Origin of the sequence: Rathayibacter sp. VKM Ac-2929 (assembly GCF_022815495.1) — a bacterium.
Classification (GTDB): Bacteria; Actinomycetota; Actinomycetes; order Actinomycetales; family Microbacteriaceae; genus Rathayibacter; species Rathayibacter festucae.
The window spans coordinates 122,594-140,656 of sequence record NZ_JALGRV010000002.1; the positions used below are offsets into that span (position 1 = coordinate 122,594).

Genomic DNA, 18,063 nt, shown 5'->3' on the forward strand with positions numbered 1-18,063 from the left:
CGACCAGCATGAAGTCCGCCGGGTTCGCCCCTTCAGGAGCGGGCAGGCCCCTGCATGCTGATCGAGTAGCCCGCGCAGCGGGCGTATCGAGATCCACCGTCGCTTGCAGTCGAGTCTGCAGACCCGCCCTTCTGGCGGACGTGGGTCTCGATACGCCCCTTCCGGGGCTACTCGACCGGCATGGAGTGGCGGCCCCCCTTGCTTCGGCCCCTGCCGCGTTCCGGCGCTCCGGTCCACCCCCTTCTCCCGCCGCGACTGCGCAGTAGGGTCAGCACATGCCGCTGCCGATCCCGACGCTCACCGAGGGTCGTGTCACCATCCGCCCGATCCGGGTCCGGGACGCCCGCCCCCTCGAGCGGGAGCTGATCGCCAACCGCGCCTGGCTGCGGCAGTGGGAGGCGTCCGACCCCCGCGGCGGCGCGGCCTTCGACGTGCGGGCCAGCATCCGCTCTCTGCAGCAGAACGCGCGGGCCGGCGGCGGCGTGCCGTTCCTGATCGACTGGGACGGCGAGCTGGCCGGCCAGCTCAACATCTCCAACATCGGCTACGGCTCGCTCTCCTCCGGCTCGATCGGCTACTGGGTCTCCGAGCGCTACGCCGGCCGCGGCATCACCCCGGTCTCCGTCGCGCTGGCCACCGATCACGCCTTCTTCGATCTCGGCCTGCACCGGATCGAGATCTGCATCCGACCCGAGAACCGGCCGAGCCTGCGCGTTGTCGAGAAGCTCGGCTTCCGCTACGAGGGCCTGCGCCGCCGATTCATCCACATCAACGGCGACTGGCGCGACCACTTCTGCTTCGCCCTCGTGGCGGAGGAGGTGCCGCGCGGTGTCCTGCGCCGCTACCTCGAGGGCCAGGTGCCGAGCGACGTCGGCGTGCCGACCGACGCCGACCAGCGCGCCTCCCGCCGATCGGGCCTCTCCGGGCCGCCCGACGGCGCCGGTGTCCCCCCGACGGGGAGCCGATTGATCCGCGATCCGCACGGACACACCTACCCGTAATGACGGACGGGAGCGCCCCGTGCTCCTAGCGTTGGTCGCATGAGTAGCGACTGGCTGGGTGGGGGCGTCGTCTGGGCGCTCGCCGCCGTTCTGTGGGTCGCCTATCTCATCCCCGCGTGGATGCGCAGGCGGTCGTTCTACGCGACCGAGCGCAACGCGGTGAGGCTCCAGCAGACCCTGCGGATCCTCGCCGAGACCGCCGAGGTGCCCGAGCACGTGCGTGCGGAGGCGACGGCCCGCGAGGTCGCGCTGCAGCAGCGCACCCTCCGGGCGACCGAGACCAAACAACGAGCCGAAGAGAAGGCACAGGCGATGGAGCTGGCACAGGCGGAGAAGGCGGCGCGCGAAGCGCTGCGGCGGGCGGCCGCGAGCACGCGGCAGAGCACGCGGACGGCTCCCGGCGCGATGCGCTGGCGCCAGGGCGCGGCGCTGACGGTGCTGATCGGCCTCGTCGTCGCCCTCGTCGGGCTGGTCATGCTGCCCTTCGGCGGTGCGGGCGTCGTACCGCTCGTCGGCGTGCTGGTGCTCGCCGCCGGGCTGGGCACCCTGATCCTGCTCGCTCCGGGCCGTCAGCGCAGCGCCGCGCCCGCCGCGGTCTCGACCAGCACCGCCGAGGTGGCCCGCCGCCGTGCTGAGGTCTTCGAGGCCGAGCTCGCCGAGGAGGCCGCCGCCCCCGAGGAGGAGGCCGCCGCTGCCGAGGAGACGCGCTGGACACCGCAGCCGCTGCCCAAGCCCCTCTACCTGTCCCGCGGCACCGTCGCGGCCAGCGCGATGGCCTCGATCGACGCCGTGGAGCGCCTCCGCGCCGCCGCCGCGGACGCCGAGATCGCCCAGCGCGCCGCCGCTTCGGCCCCCGAGGTCGCGCCGATCCGCTCGCCCCGCGCGACCGGCCCGGTCCCTGTCCCCGAGGCACCGCGCCCGTCCTCGCGCTTCGCCTCGATGGGCGTCGTCGAGGGCGTCGACGCGATCGACCTCGACCAGGCCCTGCAGCGCCGCCGCGGAGCCTGAGCGGTCCTCCGCCCCTCGGCCACGTGCTAATGTGGACGAGTTGTTCGGGCCGGTGACGGCTCGGAAGGCACGGGTCCGTGGCGCAGTTGGTAGCGCGCTTCGTTCGCAATGAAGAGGTCAGGGGTTCGAATCCCCTCGGATCCACCACCACACGGAAGGCCCGCTCGAGAGAGCGGGCCTTCCGTCGTTTCAGGGGCGGGATCGCTCGAGCGGGCGGTTCTTCTGTTTCTCGCGCGTCGGGCCGGCTCGGGTTGCCGCCGAGCGCGCCCGCTTCGTACGCGTTATCACGCCCGCCGTCACTGCTTCTCGCGCCATCAGCCGGTCCGGTCCACCAGACACGTATGGTTCTCACAGAACACATCCGACGAACGGCACCGACGGTGCTGGAAAGCAGGCAGAAACATGGTTCGACGCAGGACGACGGCGATGGTTGTGGGCGCCCTCGTGGCAGGAGGCATCCTCGCGGGCGGCGCGGTCAGCGCCTCCGCCGTGACGGAGCGTCCCTCCGAGGGCGGGGTCTGGGATCACGGAACCCGCTCTGGCGGCATCTACGGAAGCGGCGGTCAGGTCTACTCCGAATACCAGCACAGTGGAAAGAGCCACAAGGCGACGGCCTGCGGTCACCGCGGCTGCGCGTACAGCGGTTGGCAGCCGTCCTCGACGCTCGCCGTAGCGCACTGGTCGCCCCTGCGAGCTTCGGGCAACACTGCTTACTACGACGTCCGCGAGTAGGTCGTCCGCCCGTCATGAAGATGAAACGACTGGTCGTAGGAGGCGTAGTGCTGATGCTCGGCCTGGCCGGATGCGCGGCCCACGGACCGTCAGCCAACGGGTCTGCTCCCGCCCGGGACGTCCCCGCTTTCAGTGGTCCGTGGGCCTCGGAGTTCGCCGCCTCCTACGACCGGGCGACGGACGACTTCACCAGGTCCGTCATCGAGGACGGCGTGGTCTCGGAACAGGAGCGCTCGGAGATGATCGACCGCTTCACCAGGTGCGTCGCGGATCTCGGCTACGGCATCGACGAGTACGCGCTCGACGGGTCGTTCCACCTGACGTTCGCTCCGGATACCGACGCCGACGCCGCCTACGAAGATGTGAAGGGCTGCTCGCGCAGCTCGGGCGAGACCGAGATCGGCGCCCTCTACAGCTGGACCCATCGCAACCCGGATCGAGCTGACGAGACCACGCTGATCGTCGAGTGCCTTGCCCGCTCCGGCGTCGTGCCCTCCTCCTACTCGAAGGGTGATTACGCGGACGACACGTCGCACGATGACTTCCCCTTCGTCGACGAGGCCGCGGGGCGGGAGGCGCTGCAGGGGTGCCGAATCGATCCCCTGGGAGTCGGCTCGTGAGCCGTCTACTCGCAGTCGGGGACCAGCCGCTGCTCGCGATCCGTTGGTTCTTCGAGCATGGGTGACAAAGGCGGACCCGGCCTCGTCGTCCTCGCGGCCGTCGTCCTCGCCGGCGCCGCCGTCGCGATCGCTCTGACCGTGGCGGCGACGCCGGAGGTGCCGCCGTCGGTCGCGTTCCCGACCTCCGCTCCTGCGGAGTTCGAGCCGACGGCCCAATCGACGGTCGATGCGCGGGCCGTGAAGATCGCGGTCGAGCAGGGCGCACGAGAGCAGCTGCAGGTGCGGCGCTCCGGCACGATCACGGCGCTGGACTGCGCACCCGGGGCCGCCATCGACTCCTGGGGCAGCGTGCTCGCGGTCGACGGCTCGCGGCTCCTCAGCATCGCCACTGTGATGCCGCTCTACCGGGACCTCCGCGTCGGCGACACCGGAGACGACGTGCTCGCGCTCCAAAACGAACTCCGCCGCTTGGGTCACGCAGTCCGGGCGGACGGCGTCCTCGGGCAGACGTCGGTGAAGCTCGTCGACACGCGGCTGCGCGAGCTGGGTGCGGCGACGGAGCCGGACGTCATCGCAAGGGAGAGCCTCATCTGGCTGCCATCCCCGACGGCTCAAGCGGCGGGCTGCTCCGTCGAGCTCGGGACCACGGTGGAGTCCGGCGCGGCGATCGCCGAGCTGGAGTCGCCAGTGACGGCGGCAGCGGTCGATCCCGTCCCCGGTGATCTCCTGCCCGGTGAGCGCGTCGTGCTCGTCGCGGAGCATCCGTTGGCCGTGGATGGTCTCGGGGCGATCCGGTCCGCGGAGGACCTCCGCCTGCTGCGGTCGTCGGCGGAGTTCGAGCAGGCGGTTCGAGCAGTCGGCTCCAGCGCGGGCGGGAGTGCAAGCGCCGCAGGCGGCAGCGCCACGGTCGTGCTGGACGCGACCCTCGAACTGGCGGTGCCGATCGAGACCTGGGCTGTCCCTCCGGCCGCGATCTACGCCCTCGAGGGGCGCCACGGCTGCGTGCTGGCCGGAGGTGAGGCGGTCGCCGTCGAGGTCGTGGCGTCCGAGCTCGGGAAGTCCTTCGTCCGCTTCGCCTCACCCGAGCCACCCGCGCGGATCAGCACGGCCCCGGAGAGGACGGGAGGATGCTGAACGGTCGGAATCGGGAGTCCGCCGAGAAACTCGACTCCAGCGCGGTCTTCGTCGAGCTGGTGGCGGTGAGTCATTCGTTCGACGCCCGCGCACCGCTCTTCGCTCCGGTGAGCCGACTCCTCCTGCCGTCGCGGACCTATGCACTGACCGGTCCTTCCGGCTCGGGGAAGTCGACGCTGCTCGGGATCCTGGCAGGATCCCTCGCGCCCTCGCTCGGAACCGTCCGGACCTGCGGCGTCGCGCGGACGGGCCGGGTGCTGCAGAACCCGCACGGCACCGCGAGGCGCTCGACACTCGACCATGTCGTGCTCCCCTTCCTCGCGAGGGGCGAACGACGGTGGTCGGCCCAGGTCCACGCCGAGGCACTGCTCAGCACCTTCGGTCTGGCGGAGCGCGCCGCGACGCCGTTTGCGCGGCTCTCCGGCGGGGAGGCGCAGCGGCTCATGCTCGCGCGGGCGGTCGCCTCCGCTCCCGACCTGCTGCTCGTCGACGAGCCGACCGCGCAGCTCGACTCGAGGAGTGCGGAGACCGTCATCGAGGTGCTTGGCCACGTCTCGAGCGGCGGGAGCATCGTCGTCGTGGCGACGCACGATCGGCGTGCTGCGGCAGCCTGCGAGACGGCCATCGAGCTGGCGCCCTAGTGCGGCTCTCGTCCGTCCTCACCGAGGCGCTCCGCAGCACGGCCACCCGCACGAGCAGGCCGATCCTCGCGCTGGTGTCGTTCGTCGTCGTCATCGGAGCGCTCTGCCTCTACGACGCGATAACGGTGAGGTCGATCATGGCCGAGTTTCGAGCGTTCCACTCCGCCGGTGCGACCATCAGCACGGTGGTGTCGACGCATGGCATCTCCGGCAGGGCCTGCGAGAGGCTCGCCGGAGTGGCGGGGGCCGGAGCGGCGGGCGCGATGTCCGACGGTGGAGGGGTCGTCTTCGAGGCGCTGCCGTCCACGACGGTCCCCAGCCGACACGTGACACCGCACTTCGTCGACCTCCTGCTGCACCGGGTCGATCCCGCTATCGCCGGTCTGCTCCTCTCCCGGGAGGTCGCGGTCGCCCTCGGCAGCGACGTCGGCCAGACGGTGGCGACGACGGCGGGTCCCGTCGCGGTCGCGGGGATCTTCGACTACCCCGACGACGGCCGCCTGCCCGGACTCGGCTGGTCGGTCCTCGTCGTCGTGCCGGCGGACGGGGTGTTCGACGCCTGCTGGCTCGATGTCCCCTTCGTCCAATCACCCACGGCGTCGTTCCTCCTCACCGCAGTCGCTCCGAGTCCGGTCGAGAAGCCGTCCGCAAGTCGGTTGAACTCCCGACTGGGCGAGCCCTACGACGTCGGCGAGGCGGTCCGCACCAGACCTTCCCTTCTCGCGGTGCCGAGTGCGGCAGTGGTTGGAGTCGTACTCGGAGCGATACTCGTCCGCCTTCGTCGCCTCGAGCTGGCCTCGGCGTTGCACATCGGCGTCCGTCGATCGGCTTTGCTGGTGCAACTCCTGGCCGAGAACGCGCTCTGGCTGGCCGCTGCCTGGGCCGTGATCCCGGTCGGCGTGCTCGTTCTCGCTCTGCCCGAGAGCCCCGGCGATCGGGCCGCCCTGCTGCACGGCTGCCTCCGTCTGCTCGTCCTGGCCTCGGCGGCGACGGCCGCGGGCTGCGCCGCGGGGACTCTCCTCGTGCGGGAGAAGCACCTGTTCCGCTACGCGGCGGAGCGCTGACGGCGGTCCTGGAAACCCGTGAACTCGAGAACGGTGAGCGTGGGCGACAGCCTGTAGGCGCCCGTCGCGACGGTGGCCACAGAACCTTCCAGTTCTTGTCGGAAGCTGAACGAGGCGAGGTTATCGAGGTTGTGTCCAGCCGCCGAGAAGGCCGGGCAAAAGGGTGTGCGCATATTTCCCAAGCGTCTAGTCCTAGCAACGGGAGGAGCCGAGAGTTTCTGCGATTCGAGAACGGCGTTAGAACCTGTAGCAGTACAAATCGTCTTCTGATTCATCTACTTTCGGTTAGCCTCTGCCGCCTTCAATATGCGAGGAATCTCGGCGATTTCATCCCGACTCACGACCGCGACGCTCGACTGGCCGGCAAAGTCACGACGAGCTGATTCGAGAAGGTGGGATCGAACTACCACGATAGCTTGAGTAGCGACACCAGCATCAAGGATCCGCTTGATTCGCCTCCTCGTAATTTCCGAGACTGAAGAAGTCCATGTGCTCTTGATTTCCACAACGACTTCATTGCCTCCAATCTGCCCTTTCATGTCGACGATCGGGGGGCGACCAACGCTGGCACCTAGAACGGGAACGTCTTCCCCAACATCCGCCTGGAAGATCTTGGCTTTGAGAGCGGAGCGTACGTCTGATTCGAAGGAAGCGTCAGCGGCCCGATCATCGTCTGCAGAGTCCAGTACAGACTCAGACGCCTGGCCTGGCCTAATGCCGCTGCGAATGATATCCTCAACGTCCTTTGCTAGGTCGGGGGATTCGGACTGGATGAGCGCGAGAATCTGTCTGACGCTGTCGGGTTGGAATTCAATAGATACACCGCCACCAGAGAGCTTCTCAGGGAGTCTCCCCGCCAGGGCAAAAAGCAAGATCACTACCGAACCGAGAAGTATGGCAGACCCTCCTGCTTCAGCGGCAGGACTCTTTAGTATGGCGAATGTGCCGACAGAGGACCCCACTAAAGTCAGTAGACCTAAGAGCAGCCTAACCAGGTTCGTAAGGCCGCCGATGTGCTGTCGACGCAATACCCAGTGGGTCGATGACAATTGCATTATTTTCCCCCATAAAGTTTGAACACAGGCTAGCAGCATCGCCTCCGCCAGATTCCGCGACTCCTAGGTGAAACTACCTATGAATGTCTGGCCTGCCCTCCAAGGGGGGGTAATGCACCGTGGCGGGCAAGTTTTGGTGTACTAAAAGCAGGACTTGATTCAGGGCTGATATTTCTTTCTAGGTGGCGACTTACGTAATAGTACTTACGAGAGCTGACTGATGGCTCTACTCGCTGAAGGTCAAGTAGGTGGCACATTTGACAAGCGGGCCGCCGCGTCCGGGTCGCGCCAGTTCTCGATGGTCTGCAGGATCCAGAAGGCGGTGAAGAGGGCGAGGGCGACGGCCTCGACGATCAGCAGCCACTGCTCGCCGAGGAGCGCCGAGGCCCGGCCGGTCAGCAGCAGGACGATCGCGGCGGCGTCGACCGCGGCCAGGAGGACGGCGAGCGCGGAGTAGGCGAGCGAGTAGGCGCGGAGCGAGCCCGGTCCGCGGACGCCCTGCGAGCGCACGGCATGGGCGTGGATCCCGGCGACGGCCGCGATGAGCAGGAAGAAGAGCGCGGCGGCGGCGTAGTGGCCGAGGTCGGCGAAGGCCGGGGTAGTGGAGAAGACAGCGAGGGCGGTGAGCAGCACGGCGGCACCGCCGGCGCGCAGCCAGGCGCCGCGGTCGAGCGCGCGGTCGACGGCGAGGAAGGCGAGCGAGGCGACCAGGGCCGCCGCGGCGACGACGAGGTAGGCGAGCATCCCGACGGCGATCGCGTCCTCCGTGCCGGGGGCGACGCAGCGCGCGACGCCCGCGGGGCAGCCGGTGCCCGTCAGCAGCTCCAGCTCGTCGGAGGGGATCGGCGCGGGCACCAGAGCGATGACGGGAGCGGTGAACCCGGCGATCACGAGCAGCGTGCGGCGGAGGCTGCGCCCGGCGAGGACGACGAGGCCGACCGCGACGGCGAACAGCGAGCCGACGAAGATCGAGCGCACGGGGGTGTAGTAGGCGGCGCTGATCGAGCGCAGCGGGCAGAGCGCGACGAGGTGCCACGTCACTCCGACGCCGAGGAACAGCACGGCGGCCACCAGTGACACCCGCACGTAGCGGTAGGTCCGCAGCGACGAGACGGTGCCGTCGGCCCGCAGCGCGTCGGGGGAGTGCACGGGGCTACTCCGCGCGCAGGCCCGAGGAGGCGAGGGCGAAGTCGACGTCGATGCGGATCGCGACGCGGAGCGGGTTCTCGCGGGGCGTCCGATAGCGCTGCGAGTACAGCTCTACGGCGTGCGCGACGGCATCCGGGTCCTCCTCGATCGAGGCGGGGCCGCCGAGGCTGAGCCAGCGGATGCCGTCGACCTGGCTCACCGTCGCGGTGCCGCCGCGGCGGACGTTCAGCACCTTCTGGCTCTCGCGCGAGGTGATGACGCGGACGACGCCGTCCTCGTAGGTGAAGCCGACGGCGACGACGTGCAGGCGTCCCTGCTGCCACGGGGTCGACAGGGTGGCCAGGTGCCGCTGGGTCACGAACTCGAGGCCGTCCGCGCTGAGGATGCTCATCCCGCGAGCGTAGCCGGGCGGGCTGACACTCCCCGCGAGATGCCACTTGTGCACGCGACACGCCGCGAAAGGCGTGCACAAGTGGCATCTCGCGGGGGCGTCAGGCGCGGAGGAGGAGGGCCTCGCCCTGGCCGCCGCCGCCGCAGAGGGCCGCGACGCCGAGGCCGCCGCCGCGGCGGCGGAGGGCGAGGGCCAGGTGCAGGGCGAGGCGGGCGCCCGAGGCGCCGACGGGGTGGCCGAGGGCGATGGCGCCGCCGTCGAGGTTGACCGACTCGGGCGGCACGCCGAGGTCGTCGGCGGATTGCAGGACGACCGAGGCGAAGGCCTCGTTGATCTCGATCAGGTCGAGGTCGGCGACGGTCGCCCCGCGACGGGCGAGGGCGCGGAGGATCGCGGCGGAGGGCTGCGAGTGCAGCGAGTTGTCCGGGCCGGCGACCTGGCCGTGCTCGGCGATCTCGGCGAGCCAGGGCAGGCCGCGCGAGAGAACCCAGCCCTTGCTCGCGATGACGAGGGCGGCGGCGCCGTCGGTGATCGGGGAGGAGCTGCCCGCGGTGATGGTTCCCTCGGGGCTGAAGGCGGGGCGGAGGCCCGCGAGGATCTCGACGGTGGTCTCGGGGCGGATGCCGTCGTCCTCGGACACCAGGAGGTCCGGGCCGCGGCGCTGCGGGACCTCGACCGGCGCGATCTCCTCGGCGAGGACTCCGGAGTCGCGGGCCGCGGCGGCGCGCTGGTGCGAGAGCGCCGCGTAGGCGTCCTGGCGCTCGCGGCGGATCCCGCGCTCGGCGTTGCCGTCGTCGGTGACGCGGCCCATCATCCGGTCGTCGAAGGGGTCGAGGAGGCCGTCGTGCAGGAGGGCGTCCTCGAGGGGCTGTGCGCCGACGCCCAGGCCGGAGCGGGCGCCGAGCAGCAGGTGCGGGGTGTTCGTCATCGACTCCTGACCGCCGGCGACGACCACGGAGGCCTCGCCGGTGCGGATCAGGCGGGCGGCGTCGATCACGGCGGTGAGGCCGGAGAGGCAGAGCTTGTTGATCGTGGTGGCGGGAACGTCCCAGCCGAGGCCCGCGCGGATCGCGGTCTGGCGGGCGGGGCCCTGGCCGGCGCCGGCCTGGATGACCTGGCCGAGGATCACGGCGTCGATGTCGGACGGCTGCGCGCCGGAGCGGGCGAGGGCCGCGCGGACGGCGGCGGCGCCGAGCTCGACCGCGGAGAGCGGGGCGAAGGCGCCCTGGAAGCGGGCGAAGGGGGTGCGGGCGCCGCCGAGGATGACGGGGGTGGTGTCGTCGGTGGTCATGGCGGGACTCCTTCGTCGGCGGGTGGATCTCGGTACGCCCGCTCTGCGGGCTACTCGATCAGCATGCATCTGCATCCTGGGGCGGGTCGCCCTGGCGGAGACATCTGCACTCTTGCTGGTCGAGTAGCCCCGCAGGGGCGTATCGAGACCCGCCGTCACCAGCAGGGCGGGTCTGCAGACTCGTCCTGTTGAAGCTGGTGGATCTCGATACGCCCGCTGCGCGGGCTACTCGATCAGCATGTGGTGCGCGTATTGCTCGATCAGCATGTGGTGCGCGTATTACTCGATCAGCATGAGGTGCACGTAGTGCTCGATCCGCATGAGGTGCGCGGGTCGCTCGATCAGCATGCAGTGGGCGGGGTGCTCGATCAGCGGTGGGTCAGGGGACGAGGAGGATCTTGCCGCGGGTGTGTCCGTCCTCGCTGAGGCGGTGGGCGTCGGCGACGTCGTCGAGGGCGAAGCGCGGGCCGAGCTCGATCGAGAAGCGGCCGTCGGCGGCGAGCTGCGCGGCGCGGGGGATGCCCTCGCGGCGCAGCGCCTTCTCCTCGTCGGTCAGCGGGACGGGGCTGCCGCCCATCCAGGCGCGGATGCCCAGCTCGGCCGCCCGCGCGCCGACGACGACGGTGCCGACGTGCTGGGGGTCGCTGACCAGCGCGAGGGAGGCGGCGAGCGCCTCGTCGGTGCCCGCGGCATCGAGCACGCGGTCCACTCCGCCGGGAGCCGCCGCGCGCAGGCGCTCCTCGAGGCCGGGTCCGTACGCGACGGGCTCGGCGCCGAGCTCGCGCAGCCGGTCGTGGTTGGCCGGGCTCGCCGTCGCGATCACGCGCGCACCCCGCTCCACCGCGAACTGCACCGCGGCCTGGCCGACGGCGCCGGCACCCGCGTGCACGAGGAAGACGGAGCCCTCGGCGACGCCGAGCGAGACGACCGCCTGGTAGGCCGTGCTGATCGGGACGCCGAGCGCGGCGGCCTCCTCGAAGCCGAGGCCCGCGGGCTTGCGGTCGAGGCTCTCGGGGGCGACGACGACGGACTCGCCGTACGTGCCGCTCGCGCTGCTCACGATCACCTCGTCGCCGACGCTCCAGCCGGAGACGCCCGCGCCGACGGCGGTGATCACGCCGGCGCCGTCCGAGCCGAGGCGGCGGGGGAAGGGCGGCCCGGAGCGGATGCCGGAGCGCATCTTCCACTCGATCGGGTTCACGCCGGCCGCGCGGATCGCGACGACGACGCCGCCCTCGGGGGCCTCGGGCTCGGGCGCCTCGACGACCTCGAGCACCTCGGGGCCGCCGTTCTCGGTGTACTGCACGAATCGCGTCATGTCGTTCTCCTTCATCGGGCTGTGACCAGTCGAGCTGTGACCAGTCGAGCTGTGATCCATCGAGCTGTGACCGGGAAGAGGGAAGAGCCGGCCGGCTCAGCCCAGCAGCGTCTCGCGCACCTCGCGGCGCAGCACCTTGCCGATCAGCGAGGTCGGCAGCGCGTCGACCGTCACCACCCGCTTCGGCACCTTGTAGGCCGTCAGGTGCAGGCGGCAGAAGTCGCGCAGCGCCTCGGCCTCGACGACCGTCCCGGCGCGCAGCACGACCGCGGCCGCGACGCTCTCGCCGCCCTCCGCGCGGGGCAGGCCGACGACCGCGGCGCGCACGACGTCCGGGTGCGACTCGAGCACGCCCTCCACCTCGGACGGCGAGACGTTGAAGCCGCCCGTGATGATCAGCTCCTTCGCCCGGTCGACGATCGTGACGAAGCCGTCCGCCGAGACCGTGGCGATGTCGCCGGTGCGGAGCCAGCCGTCGGGCAGCAGCGTCGCCGCGGTGTCCTCGGGGCGCTTCCAGTAGCCCTGGAACACCTGCGGTCCCTGCAGCAGCAGCTCGCCGGACTCGCCGGGTCCGCGGTCGACGGAGGGGTCCGACGGGTCGACCAGGCGGATCCGCGTGCTCGGGAACGGCACGCCGACGGTGCCCGGCCGGCGGCTGGGGCCGACCGGGTTGCCGAGCGCGACGGGCGAGCTCTCGGTCATCCCGTAGCCCTCGACGAGGAGTCCGCGGCTCGCGCGCTCCCAGCGGTCGACGGTCGCGACGGGCAGGCTCATCGCTCCGGAGATCGCGAAGCGGATGCCGCGCAGGCCGAGCTCGCCGCGCTCGGAGGCGCGGGCCAGCGCGTCGTAGACTGGCGGCACGGCGGGCAGGAAGGTGGGCGGCGACTTCTTCGCGGCGGCCTTGACCAGTCCGACGTCGAAGGTGGGGAAGAGCACGACCTTCGCGCCGATGCTGATCGCGAAGGTGAGGCAGAGCGTCAGCCCGTAGGCGTGGAACAGGGGGAGGACCGCGTAGAAGGTCTCGTCGCCCTCGCGCAGCCCGGGCACCCAGGCCTGGCCCTGCAGCGCGTTCGCGCGGAGGTTGGCGTGCGAGAGGATCGCGCCCTTCGGCGTGCCGGTGGTACCGCTCGTGTACTGGAGCAGCGCGGTGTCGGCGAGCGCCGGGCGCGGGTGCGAGCGGGCGATTCGGCGTCCGCCCAGGAGTCGGTCGAAGGGGATCAGCGAGCGGGTGCGCGGGCTCGTGGTGAGCTTGGCGCGCGCCTCGCGCGCCTTCGCCAGGGGCAGCCTCAGCGCGAGCCGCTTGCCGAGCGGGAAGGACGCGGTGAGGTCGACCGAGACGACGCGCTCGACGCCGAGGTCGGCGGGCAGCGCGGCAATGACGTCGGCGGTCTTGTTCCAGACCACCGCGACGCGGGCACCGTGGTCCTCGAACTGCCGACGCAGCTCGCGCGGCGTGTAGAGCGGGTTGTGCTCGACGACGATCGCGCCGAGCCGCAGCACCGCGTAGAACGCGACGACGTGCTCGGGGCAGTTGGGCAGCACCAGGGCGACGCGGTCGCCGGCGCGCACGCCGAGGCGGCGCAGCCCCTCCGCGGCGCGGGCGACCTTCTCGCCGAGCTCGGCGTAGCTCGTCTCGGCGCCGAAGAACTCGAGCGCGATGCCGCGCTTGTAGCGGGCCACCGAGTCCTCGAGCAGATGGACGAGGGTCTGCGTGGGCGGGTCGATCTCGGCCGGGACGCCCTCCGCGTAGGAGGTCAGCCACGGCTTCATCGCCAGGTTCGAGGTTCCGGAGGTCACGGAGCGAGTATCCGGCACCCGCCTCCGGGGATCCTCCGAGCACTCGGCAGGGGGTGACGCGACACGGGCGCGGCGAGCAGACTGGCGGGATGACTGCAGCCATCGACCTCCTCCGCGACGCCTTCGACCGGGTGCACGGCACTGTGCACGCCGTTCTGGACGACAGCACCCCCGAGCGGCTCGGCTTCCGGGCCGACGCGCAGGCCAACTCCGCCGCCTGGCTCGTCTGGCACCTGACCCGGGTGCAGGACGACCACCTCGCCCCGCTCGCCGGCCGTGAGCAGCTCTGGATCTCCGGCGGCTTCCACGATCGCTCGGGCCTGCCGTTCCCGGCCGAGACGAACGGCTACGGGATGGAACCGGCCGAGGTCGCGGCGCTCGCCGCGGTGCCGGCCGAGCTGCTCGCCGAGTACTACGACGCCGTGCACGGGCAGACGCTCGCCTACCTCGACACGCTGGAGGACGCCGACCTCGCCCGCGTGGTCGACGAGGACTGGGACCCGCCGGTGACCCTCGCGGTGCGGCTCGTCTCGGTGATCGACGACGACACGCAGCACGCGGGGCAGGCCGCGTTCTCGGCCGGCCTCGCGGAGCGCGCCGGGCTCTGAGCGGCGCCGGCCGCCCCTACGGTGGGACGGTGCGGTGGGGGATGAGGGCCCGAGGGGTCGGGGCGGAGTCGATCCCGGCGGGTCTCGTGCTCGTCGTCGCGACGCTGCTGACCCTGGTCGGCTCCTGGATCCCCTCTTACTGGAACGACGAGGCCGCGACCCTGCGCCTCGCGCGGCTCCCGTTGCCCGAGCTGCTCGCCTTCGCGCAGCAGAAGGACGCCGTGCACGTCGTCTACGCGCTGCTGATGCACGGCTGGATCGCGATCGCGGGGGAGTCGGAGCTGGCCGTGCGCGCGCCGTCCGCCCTCGCGGCGGGGGCGGGAGCGGCGGGCGTGCTGGTGCTCCTGCGCTCGCTGGGCCGGCCGCGGGCCGCGCTGCTCGCCGCGATCGTGTTCGTGCTGCTGCCCCGGACGTCGTTCAACGGGACGGAGGCGCGCTCCTCCGCGCTCGCCACGGCGCTCGTCGTGTGGGCGGCGGTGCTGGTGGTCCGAGCGGCGCGGGACGGCGGAGTGCTGCGCTGGGTCGGCTTCGTCGCGGTGGCCGGGCTCGCGAACGCCGTCTTCCTCTACTGCGTGCTCGTGCTGCCGGCCTTCGTGCTGCTCGCGGCGGCCGTCGGGCCGCGGCGTGGCAGGGCGTTCGGGGCCGGCGTGCTCGGCGCGGTGCTGTCGGTCGGCGTCGCGAGCCCGGTGATCGTCACGGCGGCGGGCCAGAGCGGGCAGATCGGCTGGCTCCGCTCGCAGCCGGTCAACGCCTACACGGTGGTCGTCGAGTCGTTCTTCGGCTCGGCGTGGTGGCTGGCGGCGCTCGCCGTGGGGCTGCTGGTCGTCGCGGCGGTCCGGACGCGGGCGGTGCGGTCGCGCGCGACCGGGGCGGGGGCGATCCACCCGCCGCTCGTCCTCGTGCTGGCCGTCTGGCTGCTCCTGCCCGCGGCCGTGCTGCTCCTGGGCACCGCGCTGATCGAGCCGATGTTCACCCCGCGCTACCTCAGCCTCAGCTCGCCCGCGCTGGCGGCGGCGCTCGGTCTGGCCCTCGCCTCCTGGCGGCCGGTGACGGCGGGGGTCCTCGTCGGTGCGCTCGCGGTCGCCGCCCTGCCCGCCCTCGTCCTGATCCGGACGGAGACCGGCAAGCCGGCCGGTCAGGATCTCCGAGGCCTCGCGCGGACGATCCGCGACGGCGCTCTCCCGGGCGACGCCTTCCTCCTCGGCGACAGCGGCACCGTGTCGCTCCGGCCGCGGATCGCCCTCGCGGCCTACCCGGCGGCGTTCGCCGGACTCGACGACGTCGCCCTCGAGCGCTCCTACGCCACCACGGGCTCCTACTCCGACGTCCTGCTCGAGGACGACGCGCTGCGCGCCGCTCTCGCCGCCGAGCAGCGCGTCTGGGCCGCCGCCCCCGCCGCCGACCCGGAGGCCTTCGACTGGCTCGCCGCGGAGGGCTTCGAGGCCGGGCGGAGCTCGACCGTGCCCACCGCGACGATCACCCTCTGGGAGCGGCGCTGACGCGTCCGCTCCGCCCCGAGCCGTTACCCTGGACCCCGGCACCGTCGCTGAGCGGCGGGGCTCGCGGTGCGAAGACCGCGCCACCGGAAGGACCTGCTCACGTGACGCTGCCCACCACCTCCACCCCCTCCGGCGAGACCGGCCTGAAGCGCAAGGGGCGCGACGTCGCCCCCGAGATCGCCCGCTCCTGGCTGCTCGTCAACGCGACCCGCACCGACACCTTCGACGCCGCGCACGCCTCGCGTGCCGACCAGGTCGTCCTCGACATCGAGGACGCGGTCGACCCGAAGGCCAAGCCCGAGGCCCGCGCCGACGTCGCCGCCTGGCTCAGTGGCGAGAAGCGCGCCTGGGTGCGCATCAACGACCACTCCACCCCGTTCTGGTCGGACGACGTCGACGCGCTGAAGGGCCTGCCCGGCCTGGCCGGCGTCATGCTCGCGAAGACCGAGGCCGGCGAGCACGTCACCGAGACCTTCGACCGCCTCGGCGGCGCGACCCCGGTGCTCGCGCTGGTCGAGTCGGCCCTCGGCATCGAGGAGGCGGTCTCGATCGCCCGCGCCCGCGGGACCTTCCGCCTCGCCTTCGGCAGCGGCGACTACCGCCGCGACACCGGCACCAGCGCCGACGACCTGGCGATGGCCTACCCGCGCTCGCGCCTCGTCGTCGCCTCGCGCATCGGCGACCTGCCCGGCCCGATCGACGGCCCGACCGTCTCCAACAGCCACCCGGTGCTGCGCGAGCAGTCCGCGCTCACCGTCTCGCTCGGCCTCACCGGCAAGCTCTGCCTCGACACCGAGCAGCTCGCGGTCATCAACGAGGTCATCAGCCCGACCCCGTCCGACGTGGCCTGGGCGCGCGACTTCCTCGACGACTTCGAGGCCCGCGGCCGCGTCATCCGCGACGGCAGCGACCTGCCGCGACTGGGCCGGGCGAAGAAGATCGACAAGCTCGCGACCGCGTTCGGGGTCAACCCGCTCTGACGCTCGGGCCGCTGACACGTCGGCGGCTCCGACCGCTCCGGCCCGCGGAGGGGCACACTGGGGATCGACGAGGAGGCCGGCATGGGTGCAGTCAGCACGTTCCTGTGGTTCGACGACCAGGCGAGGGAGGCGGCCGAGTTCTACACCGAGCTCGTGCCGAACTCGCGGATCCTGAGCACCGAGGTGCTGCCCGAGGGCTCGCCCTCCCCGGGCACCGTCACGGTCGTGACCTTCGAGCTCGACGGGCAGCTCTTCCGGGCGATGAACGCCGGCCCGCGCTTCCCGTTCACGGAGGCGGTCTCGATCGAGGTCTCGGTCGAGGACCAGGCCGAGGTCGACCGGCTCTGGGACGCGCTGATCGCCGACGGCGGCGAGGAGAGCCGCTGCGGCTGGCTCCGCGACCGGTGGGGGCTCTCCTGGCAGATCGTGCCGACCGCGCTCGCGACCGTGCTCGGCGGCTCCGACGCGGAGGGCGCGGCGCGGGCGCTGCAGGCGATGCTCGGGATGACGAAGCTCGACGTCGCCGCCCTCGAAGCGGCCTATGCCGGCGCCTGAGCGGGGGCGCCCGCGGCGCTCGTCCGCCTCGCTGCGCGCGGCCTATCTGCGCGACTACCGCTACGCCTACGGCTCGCGGTTCACGCATCTTCGCGAGGGCTGGGACGTCTCGCGCTACGCCTCGGGCGACGGCGCGCCCGTCCTGCTGATCCCCGGGATCTACGAGACCTGGCAGTTCCTGCGGCCGATCGCCGACCGGCTGCACGCGGCCGGGCATCCCATCCACGTGCTGCCCGCGCTCGGCTACAACACTCGGTCGATCGTCGCGTCGGCCGCGCTCGGGCAGGAGTACCTGCGCGAGCACGACCTGCGCGGGGTCGTCGTCGTCGCACACAGCAAGGGCGGCCTGATCGGCAAGCACATGATCGTCGTCGACGACCGCGACGAGGGCCGGATCGACCGGATGATCGCCGTCTCGACGCCGTTCAACGGCTCACCGCTCGCGCGCATCGCGCCGGCCCGGGCGCTGCGCGAGTTCGGTCCGAACCGGCCCGTGATCCGGACGCTGCTGGCCGAGCGCGACGCCGACCGGCGCATCGTCTCGATCTACGGGATGCGCGACCAGTACATCCCGGGCGGGAGCCGCCTCGCCGGCGCGCGCGAGAACATCGCGGTGTCGGTGGTGGGGCACTTCGTGCTGCTGTCGCATCCGCGGGTGCTGGCGCTCATCGCGGCCCGGGTGGAGCCGGAGCGCGACGCGCCGGGAACGGACGACGTCACTCCGGAGACGACGGTCGTCGCTCCGGAGTGACGGCCGGCCGGGTCAGGACCAGGGCGTGAGCAGCACCAGCGGGATCTGCCGGTCGGTCTTCGTCTGGTACTCGGCGTAGTCGGGCCAGGCCGCGACCGCGCGCTCCCACCAGGCGGCGCGCTCGTCGCCCTCGAGGACGCTCGCGGTGTAGTCCTTCTTCACCGGGCCGTCCTGCAGCTCGACGTGCGGCTCCTTGACCATGTTCAGGTACCAGACCGGGTGCTCGGGTGCACCGCCCTTCGAGGCGACGACGACGTAGGAGCCGTCGTGCTCGACGCGCATCAGCGCGGTCTTGCGCAGCTTGCCGCTGCGGGCGCCGACCGTGGTCAGGACGATGATCGGCTTGCCGCGGAGGAGGTTGCCCTCCGCGCCGCCGGTGGCCTCGTAGAGCTCCGCCTGCTCGCGGGCCCAGGCGGACGTGCTCGGTTCGTATTCTCCGGTGAGGGGCATGAGTCGATCGTATTGCGCG

Annotated in this window: 19 protein-coding genes and 1 tRNA gene; 13 read left to right on the forward strand and 7 right to left on the reverse strand. The window is 71.8% G+C overall.

The features are described 5' to 3' along the window. Window positions 1-275: 275 nt before the first annotated feature. From MT355_RS05225 to MT355_RS05260, 8 genes are all read left to right on the forward strand, one after another. A complete protein-coding gene (locus MT355_RS05225; protein WP_123445236.1) occupies window positions 276-1,001 on the forward strand; it encodes a GNAT family N-acetyltransferase in 726 nt (241 codons plus the stop codon). Window positions 1,002-1,040: 39 nt separating this feature from the next. Next, on the forward strand, window positions 1,041-2,009 hold the full coding sequence (locus MT355_RS05230) for a hypothetical protein (protein ID WP_243598790.1): 969 nt from the start codon (window positions 1,041-1,043) through the stop codon (window positions 2,007-2,009). 71 nt (window positions 2,010-2,080) lie between these two features. Next, window positions 2,081-2,156 (forward strand) — tRNA-Ala (locus tag MT355_RS05235). A 255-nt stretch (window positions 2,157-2,411) separates the two neighbouring features. After that, the gene (locus MT355_RS05240) at window positions 2,412-2,741 is read left to right on the forward strand and encodes a lactococcin 972 family bacteriocin (RefSeq protein ID WP_243598791.1); all 330 of its coding nucleotides are present in this window, start codon (window positions 2,412-2,414) and stop codon (window positions 2,739-2,741) included. A 47-nt stretch (window positions 2,742-2,788) separates the two neighbouring features. Continuing rightward, entirely contained in the window at window positions 2,789-3,361 is a 573-nt protein-coding gene (locus MT355_RS05245) for a hypothetical protein (protein WP_243598792.1), read from the forward strand. A 57-nt stretch (window positions 3,362-3,418) separates the two neighbouring features. Then, window positions 3,419-4,495 (forward strand): peptidoglycan-binding protein, encoded by a 1,077-nt coding sequence (locus MT355_RS05250; protein ID WP_243598793.1) that lies wholly within the window; start codon window positions 3,419-3,421, stop codon window positions 4,493-4,495. Continuing rightward, on the forward strand, window positions 4,489-5,136 hold the full coding sequence (locus tag MT355_RS05255) for an ATP-binding cassette domain-containing protein (RefSeq protein WP_243598794.1): 648 nt from the start codon (window positions 4,489-4,491) through the stop codon (window positions 5,134-5,136). Before MT355_RS05250 ends, MT355_RS05255 begins: the two co-directional genes overlap by 7 nt. After that, window positions 5,136-6,200, forward strand: coding sequence for a hypothetical protein (locus MT355_RS05260; protein WP_243598795.1), 1,065 nt, complete (start codon window positions 5,136-5,138; stop codon window positions 6,198-6,200). Before MT355_RS05255 ends, MT355_RS05260 begins: the two co-directional genes overlap by 1 nt. Before the next feature lie 275 nt (window positions 6,201-6,475). On the opposite strand, the gene MT355_RS05265 is transcribed toward MT355_RS05260, so the two are convergent. The 6 genes from MT355_RS05265 to MT355_RS05290 all read right to left on the reverse strand — a co-directional run bounded on the left by MT355_RS05265 (window position 6,476) and on the right by MT355_RS05290 (window position 13,201). Further along, a complete protein-coding gene (locus tag MT355_RS05265; protein WP_243598796.1) occupies window positions 6,476-7,162 on the reverse strand; it encodes a hypothetical protein in 687 nt (228 codons plus the stop codon). A gap of 333 nt (window positions 7,163-7,495) precedes the next feature. After that, window positions 7,496-8,404, reverse strand: coding sequence for a hypothetical protein (locus MT355_RS05270; RefSeq protein ID WP_243598797.1), 909 nt, complete (start codon window positions 8,402-8,404; stop codon window positions 7,496-7,498). A gap of 4 nt (window positions 8,405-8,408) precedes the next feature. Continuing rightward, window positions 8,409-8,795, reverse strand: a complete 387-nt coding sequence (locus MT355_RS05275) for a pyridoxamine 5'-phosphate oxidase family protein (protein ID WP_132435910.1) — start codon at window positions 8,793-8,795, stop codon at window positions 8,409-8,411. 100 nt (window positions 8,796-8,895) lie between these two features. Further along, window positions 8,896-10,086, reverse strand: a complete 1,191-nt coding sequence (locus tag MT355_RS05280; protein ID WP_243598798.1) for an acetyl-CoA C-acyltransferase — start codon at window positions 10,084-10,086, stop codon at window positions 8,896-8,898. Window positions 10,087-10,465: 379 nt separating this feature from the next. Beyond that, window positions 10,466-11,404 (reverse strand): NADP-dependent oxidoreductase, encoded by a 939-nt coding sequence (locus tag MT355_RS05285; RefSeq protein WP_243598799.1) that lies wholly within the window; start codon window positions 11,402-11,404, stop codon window positions 10,466-10,468. A 96-nt stretch (window positions 11,405-11,500) separates the two neighbouring features. Continuing rightward, a complete protein-coding gene (locus tag MT355_RS05290; RefSeq protein WP_308197302.1) occupies window positions 11,501-13,201 on the reverse strand; it encodes a long-chain-fatty-acid--CoA ligase in 1,701 nt (566 codons plus the stop codon). Between the two features lie 89 nt (window positions 13,202-13,290). Between MT355_RS05290 and MT355_RS05295 the strand changes: the two genes are divergently transcribed. The 5 genes from MT355_RS05295 (at window position 13,291) to MT355_RS05315 (ending at window position 17,594) form a co-directional block, all read left to right on the forward strand. Continuing rightward, complete coding sequence (locus MT355_RS05295) at window positions 13,291-13,809, forward strand: DUF664 domain-containing protein (protein ID WP_243598800.1); 519 nt, start codon at window positions 13,291-13,293, stop codon at window positions 13,807-13,809. 41 nt (window positions 13,810-13,850) lie between these two features. After that, window positions 13,851-15,308: a glycosyltransferase family 39 protein gene (locus tag MT355_RS05300; protein WP_243598801.1), complete on the forward strand. Its 1,458-nt coding sequence runs from the start codon at window positions 13,851-13,853 to the stop codon at window positions 15,306-15,308. Between the two features lie 143 nt (window positions 15,309-15,451). Next, window positions 15,452-16,288 (forward strand): CoA ester lyase, encoded by an 837-nt coding sequence (locus tag MT355_RS05305; protein ID WP_123445387.1) that lies wholly within the window; start codon window positions 15,452-15,454, stop codon window positions 16,286-16,288. 81 nt (window positions 16,289-16,369) lie between these two features. Next, window positions 16,370-16,843: a VOC family protein gene (locus tag MT355_RS05310; RefSeq protein WP_123445250.1), complete on the forward strand. Its 474-nt coding sequence runs from the start codon at window positions 16,370-16,372 to the stop codon at window positions 16,841-16,843. Then, window positions 16,830-17,594 carry a triacylglycerol lipase gene (locus tag MT355_RS05315; RefSeq protein ID WP_243598802.1) on the forward strand — a complete coding sequence of 255 codons (765 nt, stop codon included), beginning with the start codon at window positions 16,830-16,832 and terminating at the stop codon, window positions 17,592-17,594. The genes MT355_RS05310 and MT355_RS05315 overlap by 14 nt, the downstream gene beginning before the upstream one ends. Before the next feature lie 12 nt (window positions 17,595-17,606). Here MT355_RS05315 and MT355_RS05320 read toward each other — a convergent pair whose 3' ends face one another. Then, a complete protein-coding gene (locus MT355_RS05320) occupies window positions 17,607-18,044 on the reverse strand; it encodes a nitroreductase family deazaflavin-dependent oxidoreductase (protein ID WP_123445252.1) in 438 nt (145 codons plus the stop codon). Between the last annotated feature and the right edge of the window lie 19 nt (window positions 18,045-18,063).

Coding starts and splice junctions, on each gene's coding strand:
- MT355_RS05225 (WP_123445236.1), top strand. CDS start 276: ATGCCGCTGCCGATCCCGACGCTCACCGAGGGTCGTGTCACCATCCGC.
- MT355_RS05285 (WP_243598799.1), bottom strand. CDS start 11,404: ATGACGCGATTCGTGCAGTACACCGAGAACGGCGGCCCCGAGGTGCTC.
- MT355_RS05315 (WP_243598802.1), top strand. CDS start 16,830: ATGCCGGCGCCTGAGCGGGGGCGCCCGCGGCGCTCGTCCGCCTCGCTG.
- MT355_RS05255 (WP_243598794.1), top strand. CDS start 4,489: ATGCTGAACGGTCGGAATCGGGAGTCCGCCGAGAAACTCGACTCCAGC.
- MT355_RS05280 (WP_243598798.1), bottom strand. CDS start 10,086: ATGACCACCGACGACACCACCCCCGTCATCCTCGGCGGCGCCCGCACC.
- MT355_RS05300 (WP_243598801.1), top strand. CDS start 13,851: ATGAGGGCCCGAGGGGTCGGGGCGGAGTCGATCCCGGCGGGTCTCGTG.
- MT355_RS05230 (WP_243598790.1), top strand. CDS start 1,041: ATGAGTAGCGACTGGCTGGGTGGGGGCGTCGTCTGGGCGCTCGCCGCC.
- MT355_RS05275 (WP_132435910.1), bottom strand. CDS start 8,795: ATGAGCATCCTCAGCGCGGACGGCCTCGAGTTCGTGACCCAGCGGCAC.
- MT355_RS05295 (WP_243598800.1), top strand. CDS start 13,291: ATGACTGCAGCCATCGACCTCCTCCGCGACGCCTTCGACCGGGTGCAC.
- MT355_RS05250 (WP_243598793.1), top strand. CDS start 3,419: ATGGGTGACAAAGGCGGACCCGGCCTCGTCGTCCTCGCGGCCGTCGTC.
- MT355_RS05240 (WP_243598791.1), top strand. CDS start 2,412: ATGGTTCGACGCAGGACGACGGCGATGGTTGTGGGCGCCCTCGTGGCA.
- MT355_RS05310 (WP_123445250.1), top strand. CDS start 16,370: ATGGGTGCAGTCAGCACGTTCCTGTGGTTCGACGACCAGGCGAGGGAG.
- MT355_RS05320 (WP_123445252.1), bottom strand. CDS start 18,044: ATGCCCCTCACCGGAGAATACGAACCGAGCACGTCCGCCTGGGCCCGC.